16 protein-coding genes are annotated in these 21,770 nt (G+C 53.5%); all 16 read right to left on the bottom strand.

Going from position 1 to position 21,770, the window contains the following annotated elements:
- Positions 1-66 precede the first annotated feature (66 nt).
- Entirely contained in the window at positions 67-474 is a 408-nt protein-coding gene (locus P0120_09310; GenBank protein ID MDF0674513.1) for a hypothetical protein, read from the bottom strand.
- A 101-nt stretch (positions 475-575) separates the two neighbouring features.
- A complete protein-coding gene (locus tag P0120_09305; protein MDF0674512.1) occupies positions 576-2,021 on the bottom strand; it encodes a sigma-54 dependent transcriptional regulator in 1,446 nt (481 codons plus the stop codon).
- The gene (locus tag P0120_09300; protein ID MDF0674511.1) at positions 2,018-5,197 is read right to left on the bottom strand and encodes a PAS domain S-box protein; all 3,180 of its coding nucleotides are present in this window, start codon (positions 5,195-5,197) and stop codon (positions 2,018-2,020) included. Before P0120_09300 ends, P0120_09305 begins: the two co-directional genes overlap by 4 nt.
- A 139-nt stretch (positions 5,198-5,336) precedes the next feature.
- Positions 5,337-6,314, bottom strand: a complete 978-nt coding sequence (secF, locus tag P0120_09295; GenBank protein MDF0674510.1) for a protein translocase subunit SecF — start codon at positions 6,312-6,314, stop codon at positions 5,337-5,339.
- 2 nt (positions 6,315-6,316) lie between these two features.
- Positions 6,317-7,954 (bottom strand): protein translocase subunit SecD, encoded by a 1,638-nt coding sequence (gene secD / locus P0120_09290; protein ID MDF0674509.1) that lies wholly within the window; start codon positions 7,952-7,954, stop codon positions 6,317-6,319.
- Between the two features lie 28 nt (positions 7,955-7,982).
- Positions 7,983-8,318, bottom strand: coding sequence for a preprotein translocase subunit YajC (yajC, locus tag P0120_09285; protein ID MDF0674508.1), 336 nt, complete (start codon positions 8,316-8,318; stop codon positions 7,983-7,985).
- Between the two features lie 33 nt (positions 8,319-8,351).
- Complete coding sequence (tgt, locus tag P0120_09280; protein MDF0674507.1) at positions 8,352-9,527, bottom strand: tRNA guanosine(34) transglycosylase Tgt; 1,176 nt, start codon at positions 9,525-9,527, stop codon at positions 8,352-8,354.
- A 19-nt stretch (positions 9,528-9,546) separates the two neighbouring features.
- On the bottom strand, positions 9,547-11,271 hold the full coding sequence (argS, locus tag P0120_09275) for an arginine--tRNA ligase (GenBank protein MDF0674506.1): 1,725 nt from the start codon (positions 11,269-11,271) through the stop codon (positions 9,547-9,549).
- 1,111 nt (positions 11,272-12,382) lie between these two features.
- The gene (locus P0120_09270; protein ID MDF0674505.1) at positions 12,383-13,000 is read right to left on the bottom strand and encodes a molybdenum cofactor guanylyltransferase; all 618 of its coding nucleotides are present in this window, start codon (positions 12,998-13,000) and stop codon (positions 12,383-12,385) included.
- Positions 13,001-13,089: 89 nt separating this feature from the next.
- Positions 13,090-14,862, bottom strand: coding sequence for a c-type cytochrome (locus P0120_09265; protein MDF0674504.1), 1,773 nt, complete (start codon positions 14,860-14,862; stop codon positions 13,090-13,092).
- A 52-nt stretch (positions 14,863-14,914) separates the two neighbouring features.
- On the bottom strand, positions 14,915-15,952 hold the full coding sequence (locus P0120_09260) for a cytochrome c (protein MDF0674503.1): 1,038 nt from the start codon (positions 15,950-15,952) through the stop codon (positions 14,915-14,917).
- Positions 15,953-15,996: 44 nt separating this feature from the next.
- Entirely contained in the window at positions 15,997-17,304 is a 1,308-nt protein-coding gene (locus P0120_09255; protein MDF0674502.1) for a c-type cytochrome, read from the bottom strand.
- Positions 17,305-17,373: 69 nt separating this feature from the next.
- Entirely contained in the window at positions 17,374-19,290 is a 1,917-nt protein-coding gene (locus tag P0120_09250) for a cytochrome ubiquinol oxidase subunit I (GenBank protein MDF0674501.1), read from the bottom strand.
- 71 nt (positions 19,291-19,361) lie between these two features.
- Positions 19,362-19,493 (bottom strand): hypothetical protein, encoded by a 132-nt coding sequence (locus P0120_09245; GenBank protein ID MDF0674500.1) that lies wholly within the window; start codon positions 19,491-19,493, stop codon positions 19,362-19,364.
- A gap of 393 nt (positions 19,494-19,886) precedes the next feature.
- Entirely contained in the window at positions 19,887-20,834 is a 948-nt protein-coding gene (locus P0120_09240; protein ID MDF0674499.1) for an SUMF1/EgtB/PvdO family nonheme iron enzyme, read from the bottom strand.
- 1 nt (position 20,835) lies between these two features.
- Positions 20,836-21,753, bottom strand: coding sequence for an SUMF1/EgtB/PvdO family nonheme iron enzyme (locus tag P0120_09235; protein MDF0674498.1), 918 nt, complete (start codon positions 21,751-21,753; stop codon positions 20,836-20,838).
- Positions 21,754-21,770 lie beyond the last annotated feature (17 nt).

Genomic DNA, 21,770 nt, shown 5'->3' with positions numbered 1-21,770 from the left:
TTCCTCAGAAGGGATCACCACCGGAAAATTGAGCGGTTTCGGCCTGAGAAGACGATGCCATCGGACCTAATACCCCCGCCCGGTACTGCCGCCCCGCCCCATTCGGTCGAGTGGAAGCGCCTCGTAGCGTTGTTTGAGGTCCGGATGCTCGTTGAGATAGCGCTTGACCGCCGCATCATCCGCAAACACCTCCGGGCTGCGCTTGCGATATTCATCGAGCGTCAGATCGTACTTGGCGAGAAGCGCGGTGAGCTTGGCGGTGATGTCTGCTCCCATTTGTCGCATTTGCTCCTGGGACGGGCGCTGCCCCTCCCCATAGCTCTGGCCATCTTTGAAATAGTTCGTCATCATCTCACCGATCTCGATTCGGGCGTTGACGAACTTCTCCACTTCTGCCGGTTCAGCTGCAGACACGGCTCCCGCTAGGAGAACGACACCCCACGAGATAAGAATGACTTGGCGCCAAACATTCATGATTCCTCCTACATCAAGTACGTGACATCCTTTAACACGACGGCCCTCCCCCACGACCAGGCGACAACTTGGAATCTCGTCGGTATGGGGATGAGCGGCCTTCAGCTTTCATCCTCAGCGTCGCCGTGTGCCGACGGAATACCATAGCGTTTGCATTTTTCCCAAAGAGCTTTTCTGGACAGTCCCAAGATTCTGGAGGCTGTCGTGCGGCTTCCATCGACACGTTCCAATACGGAGACAATGTAGTCCTTCTCAAATCGTTCTCGCGCGGCAGCAAGCGATGTCAGGGTCGCATCTTTCTTCTTTTTCCCTCCGGTCAAACCTTCGCTACAGAAGCCGCAGGATTCCTGTGGGACGCCCCCCAAGAATGGGCAAGCTTGAAATCCACAGAGGTCGGCCGGTTGAACCGCGGCACGATCTCGACCGAGAGCCACAGCCCGCTCGACCATATTTTCTAACTCCCGCACATTCCCTGGATACGAATAACGAAGCAACAATTCACGCGCCTGCTGGGAAAACCCGCGCAGCTGTTTGTTCAGCTTCAGCGAGCATGTTTCGAGGACATGATCGGCAATCACCATAATGTCCTCTTGCCGTTGCCTGAGCGGTGGAACGACGACCGGCACGACGTTGAGGCGGTAAAAGAGGTCTTCACGGAACCGGCCCTGAGCCACCTCTTTGCGCAAGTCTTTCTGCGTGGCGCACACGAGCCGCACATCCGTTTCCATAGGCTCATTGCTCCCCACCCGTTCGAAAGTACGCTCCTGCAGGACACGTAAGAGCTTCACCTGCACCACAGGCGAGATTTCGCCGATTTCATCCAGGAACAAGGTCCCTCGATTCGCCATTTCGAATCGCCCCCGACGCTGACGCAGGGCACCAGTAAAGGCGCCTTTCTCGTGACCGAAGAGTTCCGCTTCCAGCAACGTCTCCGGCAACGCGGCGCAGCTGACTTTGATCAGCGGATACCCTTTTCGCGAACTGTTCTGATGCAGCGCATTGGCGACAAGTTCCTTGCCCGTCCCGCTCTCCCCGACGATCAGGACGGTGGAATCGGTCTCAGCCACGAGCTTGATCTTGTCCAGCACGGCGCGCATCTGACTGTTCGCCCCTAAAATGCCGTTGAAACAGAACTTGTCTTCGAGCTGGTGTTTGAGATCCTGATTTTCGCGACGGAGTGTGATCATGCCGCTGACCCGCTCGACGATCAGGAGCAATTCCTCCATCTGGAAGGGCTTCGTGATGTAGTCAAATGCTCCCAGTTTCATGGCTTCAACAGCTGTTTCGACCGATCCATGTGCGGTAATCACGAGCACCTCGGTCTGGGACTCATTGTCTTTGGCCGTCTGGAGCACGGTCAGCCCATCCACACCCGGTAACCGGAGGTCGGTGATCACCACATCAAATGTCTTCTCTCGGATCGCGTCGACCCCTTCCGTACCGGTCGGTACCGCCCGGACATCGCAACCGACAGCCTCCAATGCATCCATCATGGAAAGCCGCATCAAAGGCTCATCGTCGACCACCAGAATAGTCAACCCTTTCATGCCTCCTTCTCCGCAAAGGTACGTTCTCGTGACACGGGCAGGCACAATGTGAAGGTCGTTCCCTTTCCGACCTCGCTCTCGACCAAAATTTTCCCGCCATGACGTTCCACGATGCCGAGATTGACCGAAAGACCCAGTCCTGTCCCCTCCCCTTCCCCTTTGGTCGTGAAGAAGGGATCAAAGACCCGTGGGAGGACGGATGCAGGAATGCCCGAACCCGTATCGTTCACCTCAACCCGGCAGACGCCCTCGGCCACGGATGTTCTGATCGTCAGCACTCCGCCGTTTTTCATGGCTTGCACGGCGTTCAAGATCAAGTTCATCAAGACCTGTTCGATCATATGCCGATCAACCATCACGTTGGGCAAGCCATCCCCAGGAACGGTTTCCAAGCGAATCCGATTGGGAACAAAGAGATGGGTGGTCAGTCCCAGGACCTGATCGACGATTCGATTGATATCGGCCGGGCTGAATGCCGGTTCGTGCTGCTGTGAAAAATCAAGCAACTGCCGAACGATTTTTTGAACACGTCGAACGCCATGTTCCATGGAAACCCAGTATTCCTCTTGACGTGCCGGGGAGAGGGGACCTTTTCGAAGGTTGTAGAGACAATTGAGGATTCCCCCCAATGGATTGTTGATTTCATGGGCCACCCCAGCCGCCAATTGGCCGATTGAGGCCAGTTTTTCCGCATGACGAATCTGTCGCTCCAGCTTCTTGGTCTCCGTCATGTCACGCGCGATGCCGAGCACTCCAAGGATTTCCCCGTCAACCCCTTGAAGAGGAGAGACACTGACCATGACGGCACGCACTTCACCCAGCCGAGTCACGACTTCGACCTCGTACACCTGCTTGGCTCCGATATCTAATGTGCTCTTGAGACGCCGTCCCCGATGACGCCGTGAAAGGAGCGAGAGATATGGCCGACCGATCAAATCATCTTTGCGATACCCCCAGGCATTGACCTTGCCGTTGACATAGGTGAACTGTTGATCCAGATCGAGTGTATAGATGACGTCGTTGGCATTCTCGAGCAAATTTTCCAAGTACTGCTTGGTCTCTTCGATTTCTCTGGTGCGCTCCCGAACTTTCAGCTCGAGATCTTCTCGGTATGATTGGAGTTGGCGCTCGAGCTTCTTCCGATCGGTAATATCGCGAAGCTGCACCATCACAAGCAATGGTTCGGTCCCACCCACGCGGATCAAGTCCATTTCCACGGGAATCTCATCGCGATCGGCGTGGTACACGGTCATCTCCTGAGTGACGACCTGCCGTTGCTCCGTACTGACATCGCACAACCAACCCGTGAAAGCCCGGTGGTACGCGTCCGGTACGATGTCGAGAAAGTTCTTCCCGACGATCTTCGACTCGGCATAACCGAGCACCCGCTCTTCCCGTTCATTGACGGCAACGATGGACCCCGTTGCACTCACCATAAAAACAGAATCGGCCACGAAGTCGAACAAGGCCTTGTAGCGGGCTTGCGAGACCGTCAGCTGCTGCGTACGCTCCGACACCGCCTGTTCCAATCCCACGGTATACCGCTGTATCTGCTGCTCCAACCGACGCCGTTCGGTCACATCTCGAACGAACGCACGCGAGTGAATCAGCCCGCCTCGCGCTTGATCGAACAGTGCCGTCCCATGAACCTCCACATCCATCAACCGGCCATCCTTGGCCAACAACACTGTTTCCATCGAGCTTTGCCCCTGTGACACAAGCCGTTCCAGGAAGTGCAATACGTTCAATTCCTGTCCGTTGGGAACACAATCCCATAGCTTCATGCCGAGCATCTCATCGTGGGTATATCCGAGTTTGTCGAGGCCGGTCTTATTGACGTGCACCAGTCGACCGCCGCGATCGAGTTGACAGATCATTTCCGGAGCATGTTCGATCAAATCGCGATATTTCTCCTCTAACTGCCGGACCTCCGTTATCCGTTGTTCCAGCTGTCCGAACGAACGTTGCAGATTGAACGCCATCTGATTGAAGGCCTGGGCAAGCCCCTCGATTTCATCGCCGGTCTTCAACTCCACCCGCTGCTCCAAGCGACCGCTCCCGATCTGCTGCACTCCTTCGTGCAACAGCCGAATCGGCCTCGCGATCCGGCGGGCGACGATGACTCCGATTCCCCCCAGCCCCATCAGTACCACAGAGCCGAACAACAGCATCTTGGTCATCAGCTCACCCAACGGAGCGAACGTTTCCGCCGCTTCCTGACGCACCAGTGTAATCCACCGTTTTCCGCCGAGACTGCCTGCCGCAAGTTGATCGGTAAACCGCACCGGCGCAAATCCGACCAGGGCGTGCTTGTTTCCGTGAGAATCGTCGAGGGCCACCGTCCATCCTGATTTCAGAGCCCCCAGCGTACTGAGCAACTCGGCATCGATCGAATGGGCCTCGGGTGCAAGGACCGGGCACATCACCACACCCCCGTCTGAGGCGAACAGCATGGCGTGGCCTGTCATGCCGAAGGAGCCCTCGGCGATGGACTGGAACAAGGTGTCCCGCCGAAGCAGGATCGTCACGGCTCCGATCACAGCTCGGCGTTGATCGTCCAGGATCGGAGCAGCTACGGCGACCACGTGAGTCCCGAACGATGGGTCGAAAGCAATTTCACTCACGTACGGCTGCCGGCTGCCGCCTTTTACCAGAGCCTGCCACCAGCCGGTCTTGGCGTAGGAATACTCCACTTGGGGGATTGAACTGACGACCAAGGCCCCCTGTCCGTCGGTGATCAAAATGCCGAGATAGTCCGACTGTCGAATCTCGTGCCATCGAATCAAGTAGTTCGTCACAATCCGGTTGACGAAGAGCGGAAATTCGCTTCGCTTGTCGCGCTGCCCCCACCGCTGTTGCCAGTCCTTGAGGATTTCTGAAATACTTTGCGCGTCTTTGCCCTCGTACGTTCGGTTGGCCTCTGAGACGGCGGTGCGAAGGAAGGGTGTTGTCGCCAGTTGTTGGGCTTCGTTCATGCCTCGCGTAATGTGTATTTCGATCCGACGGGCGGCTTCGACGGCCACTTCTTTAAAATTCGCCCCCGTCGACTCTCGCAAGGCTCGTCGCTCTTCTATATAGATGAGGGCAAGCAGAAGCGTAAGCGGCAAGAGACCGACCATCACGATCGCTGTGATGATCTTCTGCTGGAGACTGTGAGAACGGCTCCAGAGTGCCATGGCTACACCACCGAGACGTGGGACGGTGTTTCCTTGTGAGAACGCGTTCGCGTGATAAGTCGACGGTGTGGCGGGCTCAATGCACCGCTCACCACCGGCAGCACGGGACGGACGCTCAACGCTCTATTCCACCATTCGCTCAGCTGCGTTTCAAGAGTCGACCTGGCGCTCCCGGCCACAAGAGCAGTAGTGGGCTGGCAACGAATACCGAGGAATAGGTGCCGACAATCACACCCCAGAGCAGGGCAAGTGAGAAATCGTGCAGAACTTCCCCGCCTGCCACGGTCAACGGGATAAGAACGAGCACCACGGTTGAGCTGGTCACAATGGTACGGCTCAACACCTGATTGATGGCGGCGTTGATCGTCGCTTCTTCGCTTTCTCGACGCCGCAACATCAGATTTTCTCTGATCCGATCAAACACCACGACGGTGTCGGTCAAGGAATATCCCGCCAGCGTCAAGAGCGCGGTCACGATCAGGAGGGTAATTTCTTTGTCCAAGAGGTAGAAAGCCCCGACCACGGCCAAGACGTCATGAAACGTCGACAACGCGGCGGCGACGCCGAACCGGAGCTCGAATCGCGCCGCAATGTACAGGATAATGCCCGCAAATGAGATGACGATTGCGACGAGCGCATCTTCCTGAAGCTTCTTCCCGATGGTCGGTCCGATCTCAGTGGTGGAGTCGACCACGAATTTATTGGCAGGGAACTCTTTGGCGAAGATTCCCACCACACGATCCGCGGTCTTCTCTTCGATCGTCGTGGAAGCCTTCACCCGAATGAGGAGCTTGTTGTCTAGTCCAAATTCCTGCAACTCCGCATCACTCAAGCCGTTGGTTTCCAGGGCCTTGCGGGCTTCATCGATCCGGACCTGCTGTTCGAACTTGAGTTGAACAGCCGTCCCTCCCGCGAAGTCGATGCCCAAATTAGCCGCGCCTCGGGCAATCTGCACGAGAGCGATGAGACCGAGCAAGACCATAATCCCTGAAAGGAGAAACGAGAACTTGCGCTTGCCCATGAAGTCAATGTTGGTCTTCCCGAGAATCTCTAACATGCGCGCTCCCTTTTGATCGCTTTGGGCCTTCCCCTGAAGACTGATCATCGTCGGTTTCATGGCTAGATGCTCAGCGCTTCGACTTTTTGTCGATGATACAACAGATCAAAAATGACTTTTGTCCCGACCAACGCCGTGAAGAGGTTGATGGCGATACCAAGACACAACGTCACGGCAAACCCTTTGATGGGCCCGGTCCCGAAGAGGAACAAAGCAACTCCTGTGATCAACGTCGTGACGTGTGAGTCGACGATCGTCAGTAACGCTTTGTCGTAACCCGCATCGATTGCCGATCGTACGGCCTTTCCGCCACGGAGTTCTTCACGAATGCGCTCAAAAATCAGGACGTTCGAGTCGACTCCCATTCCGATCGTCAGCACGATACCGGCGATGCCGGGGAGCGTTAACGTGGCGGTCAACGCGGACAGTGCGCCCATGAGGCAGACAAGGTTCAGCACCAGCGCAAAATCGGCGATAAGCCCGGAGAGGCGGTAATACACGATCATGAAAATCACCACCATCGCCCCTGCGATGAGGGTCGCCCTGACGCCCTTGTCGATGGAATCTTGTCCAAGCGATGGTCCGACCGTGAGATCTTGGACGATCTTCAATGGAGCGGGTAAGGCGCCGGCGCGTAGGACAATCGCCAAATCATTGGCCTCCTGCGTGGTGAAGGTTCCGGTAATCTGCGCACGTCCCCCTGAGATACGTTCTTGGATAACAGGCGCCGAGTAGATGGTGTTATCGAGGACGACGGCCATACGCTTCTTGACGTTCTCGCCTGTAATTCGTTCGAATTCCTGCCCCCCTTTGGAGTCAAATGTGATGGACACATACGAATCGTTGAATTGACCGATGGCCACACGCGCATCGCTCAGCACATCACCGGTCAGCATGACCCGTTTTTTGACGACATAGGGAATGCGAAACTCAAGCCCGGTGTCCTTATCGACCATTCGTTCGAATAAGATCTGGTCACCTTCCGGCATTTTTCCTGCAAACTGCTGGATCACCTCGGCTTCTTTGTCTTTCGGAACACGCGCCGGTAGATCCAGGTGGATGTCTTCATCCAACATTTTGAATTCGAGCAACGCCGTCTCCTTGATCAGATCCTTGGCTCGTTTTGGATCCTTGACACCAGGCAGCTGAACGACGATTTGCTTCAACCCCTGCCGCTGAACGATCGGCTCCGCGACTCCGAATTGATCGATCCGATTTCGGATGGTTTCCAGGGCTTGATTGATCGCCGAATCCTTAATTCTCTTGGCTTCCGCCTCACGAAGCTCCCACACGACGGTATTGGTCGATCCCGCCGACTCCTTCTCGACAAAAATAGGGAAGTTGTCGGCTAGCTTTTGAGCCGCAGCCTTTGCGTCTGAATTTTGTAACTGAACCGTGATTCGATCATGCTCGGTTCGCTTGATGGAATCGGCCGCCACTTTCTTTTCGGCAACGAGATCTTGCAGCGCCGTGACGGAACGGTCCACCGCGATCTCCACCGCACGGTCCTCGTCGACCTCCAGGACCATGTGGATGCCGCCCTGCAGATCCAACCCCAAGGTAATACCCTTGTTCGGGAGGACTCCCTTCATCCAGCTTGGCAAAGCCTGATACGTCGGCTGATACGATGGGAGAAAGGCCACTACCGAGACCAAGATAACCAGCGTTAATAACCATAAGCGCCCGCTTATTTTTTTCATGTCGTCCGCGACCCCTTACCCCATCGAACTACGAGTCTTTTTCTTTGTCGTCATCCTCTGCACGCACTCGCGCAATATTCTCGCGTTGCATTTTAACCTTGGTATTATCGGCAATCTGCAGCGTCACGGTCTCTTTTCCCATGTTGGTGATGGTGCCCCAGATCCCCGACGTCGTGACCACCTTGTCGCCCTTCTTCAACGCGTCCAACAACGTCTTCTGTTGCTTTTGCTTCTTCTGTTGAGGCCGGATCAGAAGAAAATAAAAAATGATAAAGATCAAGAGGAACGGGATCAGAGATAGAATTCCGCCCGCCCCTCCGCTGGCGGGTGAGCCGCCTCCGCCCGTTCCCTCAGCCCATGCCATCGATTCCATCAACATCAAGTCAATCCCCTTCTTCTATGTATGACCGTTTCCATGCGATTGTCTGCACGATTCTTGACTCTCTGCTAAACCGACCATCATTGTCTGTCGGTTGTGGTGGCGATAAAATGCTTCCCGAAACTCCTGGAACGTTCCCTCTTCCAAGGCTTCTCGTATGCGGCGCATCAAGTCGGAGTAATACCATAAGTTATGAATCGTATTCAGCCGTGCTCCCAGCATTTCTTTGACCATAAACAAGTGGTGCAAATAGGCTCGTGAGTATCGGCGGCATACCGGGCACATGCAATCAGAATCGATCGGTCGTTCATCCTCAGCATATTGAGCTTGCTTGATGACGACCCGGCCTGTCGTTGTAAACAGCGAGCCTGTTCTGCCATGACGCGAGGGAGCAACGCAATCGAAGAGATCGATCCCGCGAGCCACCCCTTCAAGCAGATCTTCCGGATGTCCAACCCCCATGAGATACCGGGGCTTTCTCTCCGGCAACTCCGGCACCGTCACATCGAGCATCGCCTGCATGTCCGGCTTACTTTCTCCGACCGACAAGCCGCCGATCGCATAGCCGTCGAACCCCAATCTGACTAACTCCCTCGCCGAAGCTACTCGCAAGTCCGCTTCCAGTCCACCCTGTACGATGCCGAACAAGGCTTGATCCGTTCGTCGCCTGCTGACCTGACATCGCTCAGCCCAGAGCTGAGTCCGACGCACACTTTCCTGGACGATCTCTCGACCGGCAGGGAGCGCCACACACTGATCCAACACCATGATGATATCGGCTCCCAACGCCTCTTCGATCTCTATCGCTTTTTCCGGCGTAATGAAGTGCGTCGCCCCATCGATGTGCGATTGAAACGTGACGCCCTCGTCGGTGATCTCACACAACTTCGCTAGGCTGAAAATCTGAAACCCACCGCTGTCGGTGAGGATCGCTCCCGGCCATCCGGTGAAGGCATGAAGCCCCCCCAGGTCAGCCACAATCTTATGACCGGGGCGCAGGTATAGGTGATAGGCATTATTGAGGATGAGTCGAAACCCTAGACTCTGGAGGTCCTCCGGTTCGAGCCCCTTGACCGGTCCCAACGAGCCTACCGGCATGAAGGCTGGTGTGTTGACCTGTGCATGACCGGTCGTAAGCAGGCCGATGCGGCCTTTTGAGTGACGGTCGGATTGTTGGACTTGGTACTGCATCATCTTGTACGGGGCTGGGCCGTTACATGTGCTCAGGCGCGGAGATACCGAGCACGTCAAGCCCGTTTCTGAGGACTTGCTGGACCGCCCCCATCAAGACTAGACGCGCCGCAGTTCGTTTTGGCGTGAGGACTTCGGCGGACGCTGACTCACAATGCTCCTGATCGGTCGCAGAGGGCAAAACACGGTGTTTGTTATAGAACATATGAAGAAGCGCTGCCAATTGCTGAAGGTAATACGTCACACGGTGCGGCTCAAAGGCCAGCGCGCTGGCTTGGATAATTTCAGGATAGGCGGAAAGCTTTTTGATCAGTCCCAATTCATCGGGGTCAGTTAAGACAGTCAGATCCGTCTCCAATGCAGACGGACGGGTCATTCCTCTTTCGGAGGCCACACGCCAGAGGCTGCAGATCCTGGCATGAGCATATTGGACGTAGTACACCGGATTGTCGGCTGACCGTTGCTTCGCCAACTCCAAATCGAACTCCAGATGAGTCTTGGAATCCCGCATCAAGAAATAGAATTTTGCGGCGTCGGCTCCGACCTCATCGATGACTTCCCGCATCGTAATGAATTCCCCCGTCCGTTTGGACATCTTCACCTCGACTCCATCGCGCAACAGCTTCACCAATTGGACCAGCACGACATGGAGACGATCTTTGGGATGTCCATAGGCTTGCATGACGGCTTGCATGCGGGGGATATATCCGTGGTGGTCAGCACCAAAGACATCGATCAGCAGATCGTAGCCGCGCCGGAGCTTGTCGTGGTGATAAGCGATGTCGGAAGCCAAATATGTGTACTCTCCGTCCTGCTTCATGACGACGCGGTCCTTTTCATCCCCGTACATCGACGCTCGAAACCACCAGGCCCCTTCCTGTTGAAACAGGAGTTCACGAGCTTTCAATTCATCCAGAGCACGCTCGATGGCTTTGGACTCCAGAAGCGAAGCTTCGCTGAACCAGGATTGGATCTCGATGCCGAATGCCATAAGATCGTCACGGATCAACCCTAGCAGTTTCTGATAGGCAAGCGAAAGGCATCGAGCCTCCAGGTCGGCAGGGGTCAGTTCACCAGCTACGCGGTCGAGTGGCTCCTTGAGCTGTTGTGCCACAGCTGTGATGTACGAACCATGGTAGCCGTCCCTAGGAAATTCGACGGTCCGCCCCGACAATTCTTGGTAACGAGCGTACACCGACGCGCCCAACAATTTCATCTGTCGTCCTGCGTCATTGATATAATACTCGCCCACGGCATCGTATCCGATCGCATGTAGTAACCGGACAACTGCCTGCCCGACCGCAGCACCCCTGCCATGACCAACGTGCAATGGACCGGTCGGATTTGCGCTCACATACTCAACCAACACGCGATGGCCTGTTCCGACAGCGGCCCGGCCATAGCGATCTCCTTGCAGCTCAATTTCGCGGAGAACCTCCTGCCAGAGAGCCGGTTTAACCGTAAGATTCAAGAAACCGGGACGAACGATCTCGACACGATCAAACATCTGCTCTCTTTGAGGAAGGTTTTCTACGATGATTTGGGCGATATCATGAGGTGCCTTGTGCTCAGAGGAGGCCAGAGACATAGCCACCGTGGAAGCGAGGTCCCCCCACTCCGGTCGTTTGGGCGCGTCGAGAGTAAGTGTGGGCCAAGCCGTCGTCTTCAACTGCCCTTTTTGCTTCGCGCCATTGAGGGCGCCAAGCAGGGCCGTTGTAACCTTCTCTTGCACGAGTCCTTGAGACACAACAATTCCTCTAAGTGCTTACCAATGAAAGGAAATTAACGCGCCACTTTATCACATGAGGTAGGCAGAGACAAGGCGGTTTACATGGAATTACGAGGGTTTGCGCTGCTCACACTCCATCGCAGGCCTCGATGCTATGAGAATCTCTTCGATCGGTACTTGAAGACAGGGCTTCTCCGCGCACTTTTTTACCGTTTCCCACAAGTCACAGTAACAGGGCGACCCACGCAGGATTGTCACGTGGCTACCATGTGGGGCCCACCGCTGTGGATCTGTAGGACCGAATAAGGCAATAGTCGGTACACCCAGCAAAGCAGACAAATGGGTCACACCCGAATCATGGCCGATATATAACGTCACCTGCGCAAGCACTCCGGCAAGCTGAGAAAGATCAAGCTCTCTAAGAACAAGGGGTGGCTTACTCACAAACTGCAGCACATGGCCCACGACATCCCGATCCGCTGGTCCCTCCAAAACTAGTGGACACGTCCCTCTTCGCCATAGCTGTTCGATCAGCAAGGACATTCTTCTGGGTTCAAGACACTTGTGAATGCTTCCGCTGCCCGGATGCACGAGGACCAACGATTGATCGTGGGAAATCCCCAAAGTCTCAAGAAAGTCTCTACCCCACTGCAAGAGTTGTGGGCAAACTTGTACCGTTCCCCCTGGCGAAATATCTCCAGCCGTTTTACCCAGCGTCTCCAGAAAGCGGTTGCTCTGATGCCTCGCGCGTAACTCTCGAGAAAATGGCGACCGAATCTGAACCAGCCTTACGCCCGCTTCCCGAAATAGTGAATGAAGGGCGCCATCCCTGTCCTCCGTCCAAGCCACAGCCAGATCACATCGGTTCACCCTTGATTGCAATTCGCCGGAGATGGATAAAGTTTCTGAAAATAACCCCAGACATGATTGCCCTTCCAATGAAACCCAATCGCCAATCACCCCACACTCCAGTAGTAGTCGGCTCACGGCTGCAGAAGCGATGAGGATGGTCTCATGTTGGGGAAACCTCACACTCAGACTCCTTATCGCTGGGACAGCCAGCAGGACATCCCCAAGTGCACCGGGATGAATGATAAGGATGATGCGTTTCACGTGTCTTTCCGAACCACTATGACACGGAACCCATACCAGGATTGTGCACTGATCGAGCGCGCTCTAAATCGGCCGGCGTATTGATGTTGAACATGGAACATCCATCGTGATCGATTTGCCTGATCTCCATTTCAGCAATCACGCGCACGCGAAGAGCGGGATGACCTATCATGCTTTGAATCTTCCGATTATGGAGATTCATCATCTCCTCAAGAACCGGAAGGCAGTCTCGGCCGTACACGGCATGAGTCGGCTGCAGACGACTCGCCCACCGACTGATAACAATATCAGCCTGGTCTTTCAGGCGAACCATATGCCGAATGACATCCGGGTTTAGGAACGGCATATCACAGGCAGCAAGGAAAATATGTTGAGTCTGAGCCCGTTGAAGGCCCGTGTACAATCCTCCAAGGCTTCCGCAGTCTGGAATAAGATCGCGGACCACTGGTACTTCTGCTCGCAGCGAAGGACTGTCTTGAGCGATGACAACGTAAACCTGCTCAAACAATTCACAGAGAACGGCGCAGCTTCGCTCAAAGAGAGTCCGCTGACCGACAAGGACAAATCGCTTGTCCTCTCCCATCCTCCTACTCTTTCCCCCGGCCAGTAGGACGCCCGTCACATCGCTGATCATGAGCACGTCACCTGTTTGAAAAAAAGAGGGGGTAGGTCGCCCCACCCCCTCTATCTTCTTACTACGCTAACGCGCGTGTCTAAGAAATGCTACAGGGTCTTACCCTTTTTCTTGTTCGCACGACGGGTCAGGACCCACCCTTCGAGCAGCACCACACCGACCGCAATAACTGCCGGATAGATGTACGTTTCCCGCGGAATGGGCGGGTTCATGAATGTATAGAAAAATGCGGAAACCGCCATCTTTCGTCCCGCATCGCCATTGTGGCCATCCCAGGCAAAGAACACCGTCGGAATGTATTGCCCCATCTCGAAGAATGTATCCTCGTCGTAGTCCTGATCCTTCTTATTGCCGAGTGGCCGTTGGATCATGACATACCAACGACCGTCCTTCCACTCGCCCTTCAAGAGCTTCATGCTTTCTTCGTAGTTATCACGTTCTTCAAAATCCTTATCCCAACCCGTGCCTTTGAACGCGCGGAGGGATCCGTCTGCTTCCCACTTGACGATATCAACCGGGAATTGGTCGTTGGTACCAAACAAGTAGCGAGGCTTGATCGGCGCAGGTAGCTCTTTCCACTTTACTGCTGTCTCAATGGCAATCGCATCGTTGTATACCGTGTAATTGTTTTGGTGAGCAGCAATGGATTCTCCTTCACCTGTCTTTGGCTCCTGTTCCTTAATATCGATATTGACCTGAGTCGGAGCCCATGGAAGTTTGCCCTCTGCGACACTCTTGGTTCTATCATCCCACTCCAAAAGGTACACGATCGATTTATCATTGTAGAGTGACCGCACCCAGATATCGTCGATCCGGTTGACGAAATTCCTAGGTTTATGAGTGATCTGTCCACCCATAGCCACATATCGCTTCGGAGCTTTTTTCCAAGCTTCATGTTCCATGTCGGTCGGAATTTCTCCCTCAACGAGATCGGATGGGACCACGAAGTTGATTTTCGGCTTATCGGTCAACGGATCAATCGGCAGCGGATTGCCTAATGCGTCCCTTTCACAGAGCGAATTAACAAAGTTCGCTATATCCCATCGTTCATCAACCGTAGTGTTGTCGGCAAACGAGGGCATCGGCGTACCATTGACACCCGTCGAGAAAGTTCGAAAAATGTTGCCCACGTTGTATGGATCCTGACGGCTCCCACGGAAGTTCCAGCACTTGTGCCAATCGGCCGGCTGAATCGAGAAACCCCAGTCGTCCTTCAAATTAAAGGCGTTCCCATCTCCACGCCCTTCCATCCCGTGGCATTCGACGCACTTCTTCTCGACGACGAGTTCGGAACCGCGTTTCTTGCTTTCATCGGTTGCGGGTTTTGCCTTGATTTCAGCCAACTGTAATACCGTTTGAGTTTCCGACTGTTTATCCGTAAATTTTCGATCCTTGACCAGTTGTGTTGTGACGAAAGCCAGGACTTGAAGACGCTGTTCTTCGGTCAGAATGCCTTCCCAGGATGGCATAGCGGAACCAGGCAGCCCATGAGTAACCGTCTCAAAGAGATCGTTTTGACCTGGGATCGGCTTTTTCGCATCGAACAACGGCAACTCGCCGCTCGCTGTATGGCGAATCTTGAATGTCCCTTGATTGAAGTTTCGCGGGCGAGGCCAGAGTCGATCAGCTCCAGGTCCGTCACCGGCACCATCGACACCGTGACACCAGACGCACTTGGTGAAATAGACTCGCTTCCCTGCTTCAATCATTTCTGCCGACGGTTCTGGCGCGAGATCACCCTTTTTAAAACCCTCAGGAAGCCCTTGGGCTGAAACGGACGAATATCCCGCGCTAGACACTAGAACCACTCCGAAGGCAGCAACCGCTGCAATTCCGGCCTTCTGAGTTATGCTGTCCATCATGTTAAGCCTCTTCTTCGTTATGTCTGGTTGGCATTCTAAAGGGTTATGGTGACTAATCCCAGGTTCGTGGATAGTACCCTGTGTGCCAATATTCGAACAAAATCACCTTCCAGATTTCGTCTACCGTTAAATGCTGTTCCCATGGGGGCATAACCGAGGCCCAAGGAAATCCTTCATTGGGCAACCCGATGCCGCCTTTAGAAACTCGCCAAAAGATGAATGTTTCTTGAAGCTGAGCAATAGTACCGGGATCGGTGAAGTTTGCAGGAATCGGGTTGAAGGCGAAGGCATGTAGGCCGCGGCCGTTAAGATTATCTCCGTGGCAGAAATGACAGTTTTGGAAGAATATCTCTCCACCCTCACGCACATACTTCAAGTACCCCTGATTTTTGTCATCCCATGGGTTGGCATTCGGTTTCATCAACCGACCCATACCTTGCTCGACAATATTGGCGTTCGTGTACTCCTGATCGTATTTCCCTTCCTGATTCACCCGGTATGGATTCTGTGAAGTCTGCAATGTATAGGTCTTACCATGAACCTTTGTGCTGGCCGGAGGCGCTGGGTGAACTGTTCGTAACTCGATCGGTTCTTCTGATTTAGGCATCATAACGTTGTAGGAAAACCCACCGATAAGGATGGGTAGAATCACAAGATAGGCATAGCGCAATAGTCTGTTCATCCCGGTCTGCGCGTCGAGTACGTTCATGATGGGTTGCTTGAATTTCTTCCAATCTTCCTCACTAGCCGAGACCCACATGAAGACCGCGACGAGAGACACGGTGCCATACATGGCGCGGACGCTGAATGGAATCGGTGGATAGACGCGGAATTTCAAATACAGTAGAACGAACGCCCAGAAACCGATCCCCTGCCAAAAACGAGGAAGCGCCATGCCCATAGCGCTCATCATATAGCTCAGCCCTGCAAAGCCGGCGACGAAGCATGCAAACTCAAAAAGCATTTGCATGGGCATATAGCCTTCGACTAAACGTACGGTATTCGAGGGAATAACATCGAAGATCATCCCTCCCAGCAGGAGAAGCCCCGCTACTCCTATCAGAGCACCAAGCGACATTAACGCTTTCATTGGAAAACTCCCTTTGGTCTCCGGATAAAGACAACCGGACGCTATCAAATCTTCGGTGGCGGCGCTCCAGTCTTGACTTGTGATAAATAGTCGACGATTTTCTTCAAAGCACCAGCGCTCAGCTTCTGCCCGAAGACTTTCGGCATTGTGTTATCCGGGAATGGTTTTACAACATAGGCACTGGGATCCACGATAGACTCCATGATGTATTCAGCAGGAGATTTTGCAGTACCTTTATACGTGGGGTCCTTTATGCGCTGTGGAGCGCTAGTGCCTTCTTCAAGCTTGGGACCGATCGTCCCCATTGCCCCAGGGATCCCTGGAATCGTATGACATGATACACATTGTGCTTTAGCAAAAATCTGGTCGACAGGTTCTGACCCATCAGCCATCAACGAAGTGGCTCCCGCAGGCTTGTCTTCGGCCATTTTAGGACGGTCTGCTTCTGGAATAAACTTCTCGTAGGCCTTTACGATCTCTTCAAAAGAGGGAGCATCGCGCCCTTCACGGACATAGAACCACGTGTCTACTGCTGCCAGCTCAGGAAGACTGAGAGAGATAGGCGGCTTGTGAATAGCCGGCATTGGACTTTGCTTGTCGTTAGTTCCCTTCACTCCATACCCAGCCACAACGTAGCAGCTCGGACAGGCATGGGATTCGGCAATATACTCGAGAGCATTTTCAGCGGTTCCAGACCCTGGGAACGCTTCCTTTACTTCATATTCACGCTTCGACGGATTACCCTTGGAATACTTAGGATCTGCCAACCGTTCTTTCTCGGAACGCTCCGGAAGACCTAAGAGATTTGGAGCTCGCTCACCCAGCATACCGGCGTGAAAGGCGTGACACAGTGGACATTGACCTTTTCCGATAGCCCCCTGCTCCTTATTCTTTCCAATCCCTCCAAAAATAATCTTTTCACCTTCGTCAGCCAACTGTTGAGACGTCATGGAGCTGAAATCCAACTTTTCTTCTTTGGGAGGAAACCCTCCCTCAACTTGCGGAAGCCAGTTCCCATATCCCGAAAGGAACGCAGCCACGAAAAACATAAACCCGCCGACCCTCAACATTGCACTAAGATTGGTAAAGTACAACGCCATGACGAAGGTCGTCACGGTAATCGTCACAAGAGACACCGGCAGCAAACGACTTTCGCCATAAAAATTAGTTTTGTAATTGACGATTGCCATGAACAGGAGGAAGCAGGAAACAATTCCGATGAATGTCTTGAACACCGCACGTTTTTTGGCAGCAGGGTCGCTGATAGACATCTGAAAATAAACCATCAGGCCTGCAAGGATAGCCAGAGCCATCCAACTCGCCGAGAGCGTTTGAGCAATCAGATTACCCAAGGTCTTGACCTCCTACAGCTATCACCGGGGGAAAAGATCTCCCCCGATGAGCCAACTATAAGACTCCGATTAGTGACTAGCAGCCGGCTGCGGGACGCTGCCTGGGATGCCGGCTTTGGCCTCCACCGGAGCCTTCTTTGCCGCCAAGCTGCCCATCCAGAAGACGAAAAGGATACTGATCCAGAAAAACAGTACATTGAATGAAATCATGTTAGCGGCGAATCCAACCGTATGCGTATAGGCCCAAGGGGAGTTATCCCGCATGATCTCATTGACGTGCCAGAACAGGCGAACGGAAGAGCGAATATAGCCCATTAATGCCATCATCCAGGTGAAAGCCGTCGCCAACATGATGAGGGCATACTGTGAGCGGACGGAAATCTTACCCCACTCAATCGGCCCCATTTGCTTTGCCCCCTTCATCATCACAGTGTTCAGCGCGAACATAAAGAAGAGGCATGACAAGGTTGTCGCCACTTGCGGAACGGATAACCCGACTCGCACGTTCGCAGGAATGTAATACCCGTAAATAGCAAGCCAGATAATGTTGATGTACGCGCAGGCAAAGAATACTCCCATAAAGATGTTCCCGAACTTCGCCCATGAGACGGTTGAGACCTTATTACCTCGCATATACCAAATGAAACTCAGGACGGTCGTCGTAATAATGACGTTGATGCCGCCATTCTTCGCCGACATGACCCCAAAGTTACCCAGCACCGGATGCTGCTGTCCTCCCATGGCCTTCAATTCAGCCGGCGACATCACCATGGTGTGCGGCGTAATAAACACCAAGAATCCGCAGATGAGCAGAAACACAAGATATTTAATGTACCGTTGATACTTCTCAGCGCCGCGCATACGGCCCATTGCCTGCCAGAGATAGTAATTGGTGCTCAAGAAAAGAATACCGATCATCGTGGCCTGGATAATAAACAACCAGGCAAGCAAACCGCCCATCAAAGTGATGCCCATCTGCTGACGATACGCGTACACCTCGCGCATGAGCCAATATCCGGCGAATGGCAATGGGATCAAGAAGGCCACGCCAAGCGCCATTGCGATGTAGCCCATCCAATCGTAGTGGGCACGGTCCTCTTCGGTCTTCGCCGACAGGAACTTATACGCGGCGTAGGCGGCCACGACTCCTCCACCGAACGCCATGTTGCCCAGAATGCGGTGGAGGTTGAGAGGATTCCACAAGGCAGTATGAATAACATGCCAGATATTCCCCAAGTACCGACCCTGCTCGTCGACACCGGCGGGCGACATCATGAACCCGATCCAAGAATTCGCCAGGAACATGAGCAGCGTGCCGATAACGTTCAAAACCACCGACATGCTCAGATGAATCCACTTGAGGAAACCCTCCTTCATCTTGTCCCACCCATAATAATAGATATAGAGGGTCCCGCTCTCAGCCACGAACATCAATGCATAGATATGCATGACTGGGCGGAAGATACTGGACAGATACCCGAAGAACGCCGGATACAGAGTCAGAAATGTAAAGATCAGAATGCCACCAAGAATGGCCGTGAGTGAGTAAGCCGTGAGACTGATCTTGATAAAATCATAGGCCAGTTGATCGTAACGCTTCGCAAGCGCCTTGTCCTTGGTCACGACGCCCATGAACTCGATGATCATACAGAAAATCGGCACAGCCAACACGAAGCTCCCATAATAAAGATGCTGTTGGTTGGCGAACCAGATCAAGACACGACTTTCGAAGTTGTATCGCGGATAGTCCTTGGGACCATCCGTGGTCTTAGGAGCGGGAGCGCCGACTACGATACCCTCTGTCTTGTAATAGACATCCCGACCCTTCTCAACTTTATCTCCATCCTTCTTCGCCGCATCGCCAGCAGGAGCCTCTTCACCGATAGCCGGCGAAGGCAGAGCTATGACGATTGGGAGTAGAAGGAGGCCGACCATCATGCAGAGCGCCATGATCGAAAATACGCGCTTGCCGGTTAAAAGGCCCATGGAATACCTCCTTAAATACACTTATGTTAAATTGAGGATGTTCAGCAGAAGGCTTGACTACCTCTCACGGCCTATTTTCGGAACAGGTACCAGAAGTCCAGCCCCTGCATATCCATTAGGTAATGGTCAACAAACGTAAAATAGCCGACCGCGATAACAAGAGAGACAATCACGGCAATGACTGGATTATTCAACGCGCTCATTCCCTCTTCTCCTCTATTTTTACCTGGCCATATCTTGATTGAACTGCGAACCAGAGCCCTGTGGTTTAGGCGAGATTCACGATCTCAGCAGGGACATTGGATTCCAGCAAGCCAGTAGAAAAACCATATCCCGACGGCGCAGGTGATGTAGAAAATCATCTTGCCGATTTTTATCTTTATTTCGCTGTCAGGTGTAGCTGTTGCCATTGTTCTCTTTACTCCTGCTCAAGAAATAGAATTTACAAGATATCCAAAAACACTACAGTTTCTTGACAGACATCCAACCCTGTGTTATCAGATTTTGTCGCATCTGGACGCATCAAACAGGAGCACCCGTGACGAAAAACTCAAAAGTGTTTGACATTATAGTTTTGGCCGGCATGGTTGTCAACCTCATTTTGGCCGTGTTTTTGATTCTCTACTACTTCGATTTTCTGTAAATTCATCTGGCTTTTTCTCCCCCTCTTCTTTCATTTCTGTCTTTGAAATTGCGCAACGAAATCCGATCGTCTCATCTCGAAAGTCCGGCATCATCTTGCTTCGACTAGTGATTCGAACATCTCCTCCGGTCGTCGTATAGCCTCCGCCGCGAAGCACCCGGTAGGTGCCATATTCAGGGCTCGGTGGATTCTCTTCCGGCGAGCTCTTGTAGTACGCTTCATCGTACCAATCTGCCACCCACTCGATGACGTTGCCCGCTCCATCCATCACTCCATAGGGGCTCTTGTCAGTCTGAAAAATTCCCACCGACGCGGATACCTCATACCCATCCGGCACTCGGGCCCAGTTGGCGCCATTGGCCTGCTCTTTGTTCCCCCATGGCCAGAGCCTTCCGTCCGTACCACGCATAGCTTTCTCCCACTCGGCTTCCGTCGGAAGTCGCTTCCCTTTCCATCGGCAGTACTCCATCGCATCATCCCACGATACATAGACGACCGGCTGATTTGCTCCTTTCATCCTTCCACCGCTCTTGGCGTAACGCGCGGGTAGCCCGGGCTTCCGATGGTCGGTCGCCAGGACGAACTGCTGATAGTGATGATTCGTCACTTCGTACCGATCGATAGCAAACATATCCAAGTAGATGGTTCGTTGCGGTCGCTCATCGAACCCCTCGCTCTCAGTTCCGCGAACGAACGGCCCCGCCGGAATCGTCACCATCTCATCCGGAATAGGTTCCTCTTCAGGAGCGCTATCTGCCACCGACTCAATTTCGGCGCTGGTTCCAGGCACCGGCTTTTCATACGGCGTTACGGTGGTCCCTCGCAAAATCGCAACGATGGGCATGGCGGCACAGGCCAATACGACGAGCAAGAAGACAACCTTGAACTTGGTTTCCAGCATACTAAGACTCAGGACCACCCCCGGCTTGATCCAGATCACTTGCGCAACGAATACCGATCGTCACATCTGTTCGCCAATGTTTGGCCGCAAATCGCTTTGACAGTCTCGCATTATGCTCGGTTTCCCGCCATGAGCCACCGCGCACGACTTTGAGATCTGCGTTTTCTGGTCCTTTTGGATCACGAAACGGAGATTTCTTGTAGTAGTGCTCATCGTAGGAATCTTCGACCCACTCCGCGACGTTACCAGTCATGTCATAGAGGCCGTAGGAACTCCGTCCCGCGTCGAAGGACCCAGGAGGGGAAAGATACTTATACCCGTCTTCACTGCCGTCGAGGTTGGCGGCATTCGTGACAAACTTATCTCCCCATGGATATCTTTTCTTGCTCTCGCCACGGCCGGCCTTCTCCCACTCAGCTTCCGTTGGAAGTCTCTTGCCGGCCCACTTGCAGTAGGCGGCCGCCTCGTCCCAGGAAACACTCATGGCAGCCAATCCCGGCTTCAAAACCTTCGACTGATCGTCTTCGAACACCTCGATCCTGGGCAGAGGGCGCTTGGTCATTTTCGCGAAGCGCATGTATTCCTCTTGGGTGACTTCATTTTTATCGAGGTAAAACACCTTAAGGTATACTTGATGCTCGGGAGCCTCATCCGGATCCCCTTCATTGCTTCCCATCGTAAAAGGGCCTTCGGGGATCTGCACCATCTCCCGACCTTCATCCCCCGTCTTCGTCTTGTACATCGAGAAATCCTGAGCCGGTAAGCTGTTCGCCATCGGTCGGGCTTCCGATTTTACCGACATGACAAGCTGTTTCATTTGATTTGCCTTATAGGACTCGTAGACCAGCATGCCGATCATGAGAAAGAACGACGCAAACACGAAAACGATGGAACCGACTAAGACGCCCTTGTTTTCCACGGACACCTCTACAACTT

The organism is Nitrospira sp., from assembly GCA_029194675.1.
Taxonomy (GTDB): domain Bacteria; phylum Nitrospirota; class Nitrospiria; order Nitrospirales; family Nitrospiraceae; genus Nitrospira_D.
This window is presented reverse-complemented; position numbering and strand designations above follow the sequence as displayed.

Coding starts and splice junctions, on each gene's coding strand:
- P0120_09265 (MDF0674504.1), bottom strand. CDS start 14,862: ATGATGGACAGCATAACTCAGAAGGCCGGAATTGCAGCGGTTGCTGCC.
- P0120_09310 (MDF0674513.1), bottom strand. CDS start 474: ATGAATGTTTGGCGCCAAGTCATTCTTATCTCGTGGGGTGTCGTTCTC.
- P0120_09240 (MDF0674499.1), bottom strand. CDS start 20,834: ATGCTGGAAACCAAGTTCAAGGTTGTCTTCTTGCTCGTCGTATTGGCC.
- secD (MDF0674509.1), bottom strand. CDS start 7,954: ATGAAAAAAATAAGCGGGCGCTTATGGTTATTAACGCTGGTTATCTTG.
- P0120_09300 (MDF0674511.1), bottom strand. CDS start 5,197: ATGGCACTCTGGAGCCGTTCTCACAGTCTCCAGCAGAAGATCATCACA.
- P0120_09245 (MDF0674500.1), bottom strand. CDS start 19,493: ATGAGCGCGTTGAATAATCCAGTCATTGCCGTGATTGTCTCTCTTGTT.
- tgt (MDF0674507.1), bottom strand. CDS start 9,527: ATGATGCAGTACCAAGTCCAACAATCCGACCGTCACTCAAAAGGCCGC.
- P0120_09260 (MDF0674503.1), bottom strand. CDS start 15,952: ATGAAAGCGTTAATGTCGCTTGGTGCTCTGATAGGAGTAGCGGGGCTT.
- P0120_09250 (MDF0674501.1), bottom strand. CDS start 19,290: ATGGGCCTTTTAACCGGCAAGCGCGTATTTTCGATCATGGCGCTCTGC.
- P0120_09270 (MDF0674505.1), bottom strand. CDS start 13,000: ATGATCAGCGATGTGACGGGCGTCCTACTGGCCGGGGGAAAGAGTAGG.
- secF (MDF0674510.1), bottom strand. CDS start 6,314: ATGAAACCGACGATGATCAGTCTTCAGGGGAAGGCCCAAAGCGATCAA.
- P0120_09305 (MDF0674512.1), bottom strand. CDS start 2,021: ATGAAAGGGTTGACTATTCTGGTGGTCGACGATGAGCCTTTGATGCGG.
- yajC (MDF0674508.1), bottom strand. CDS start 8,318: ATGGCATGGGCTGAGGGAACGGGCGGAGGCGGCTCACCCGCCAGCGGA.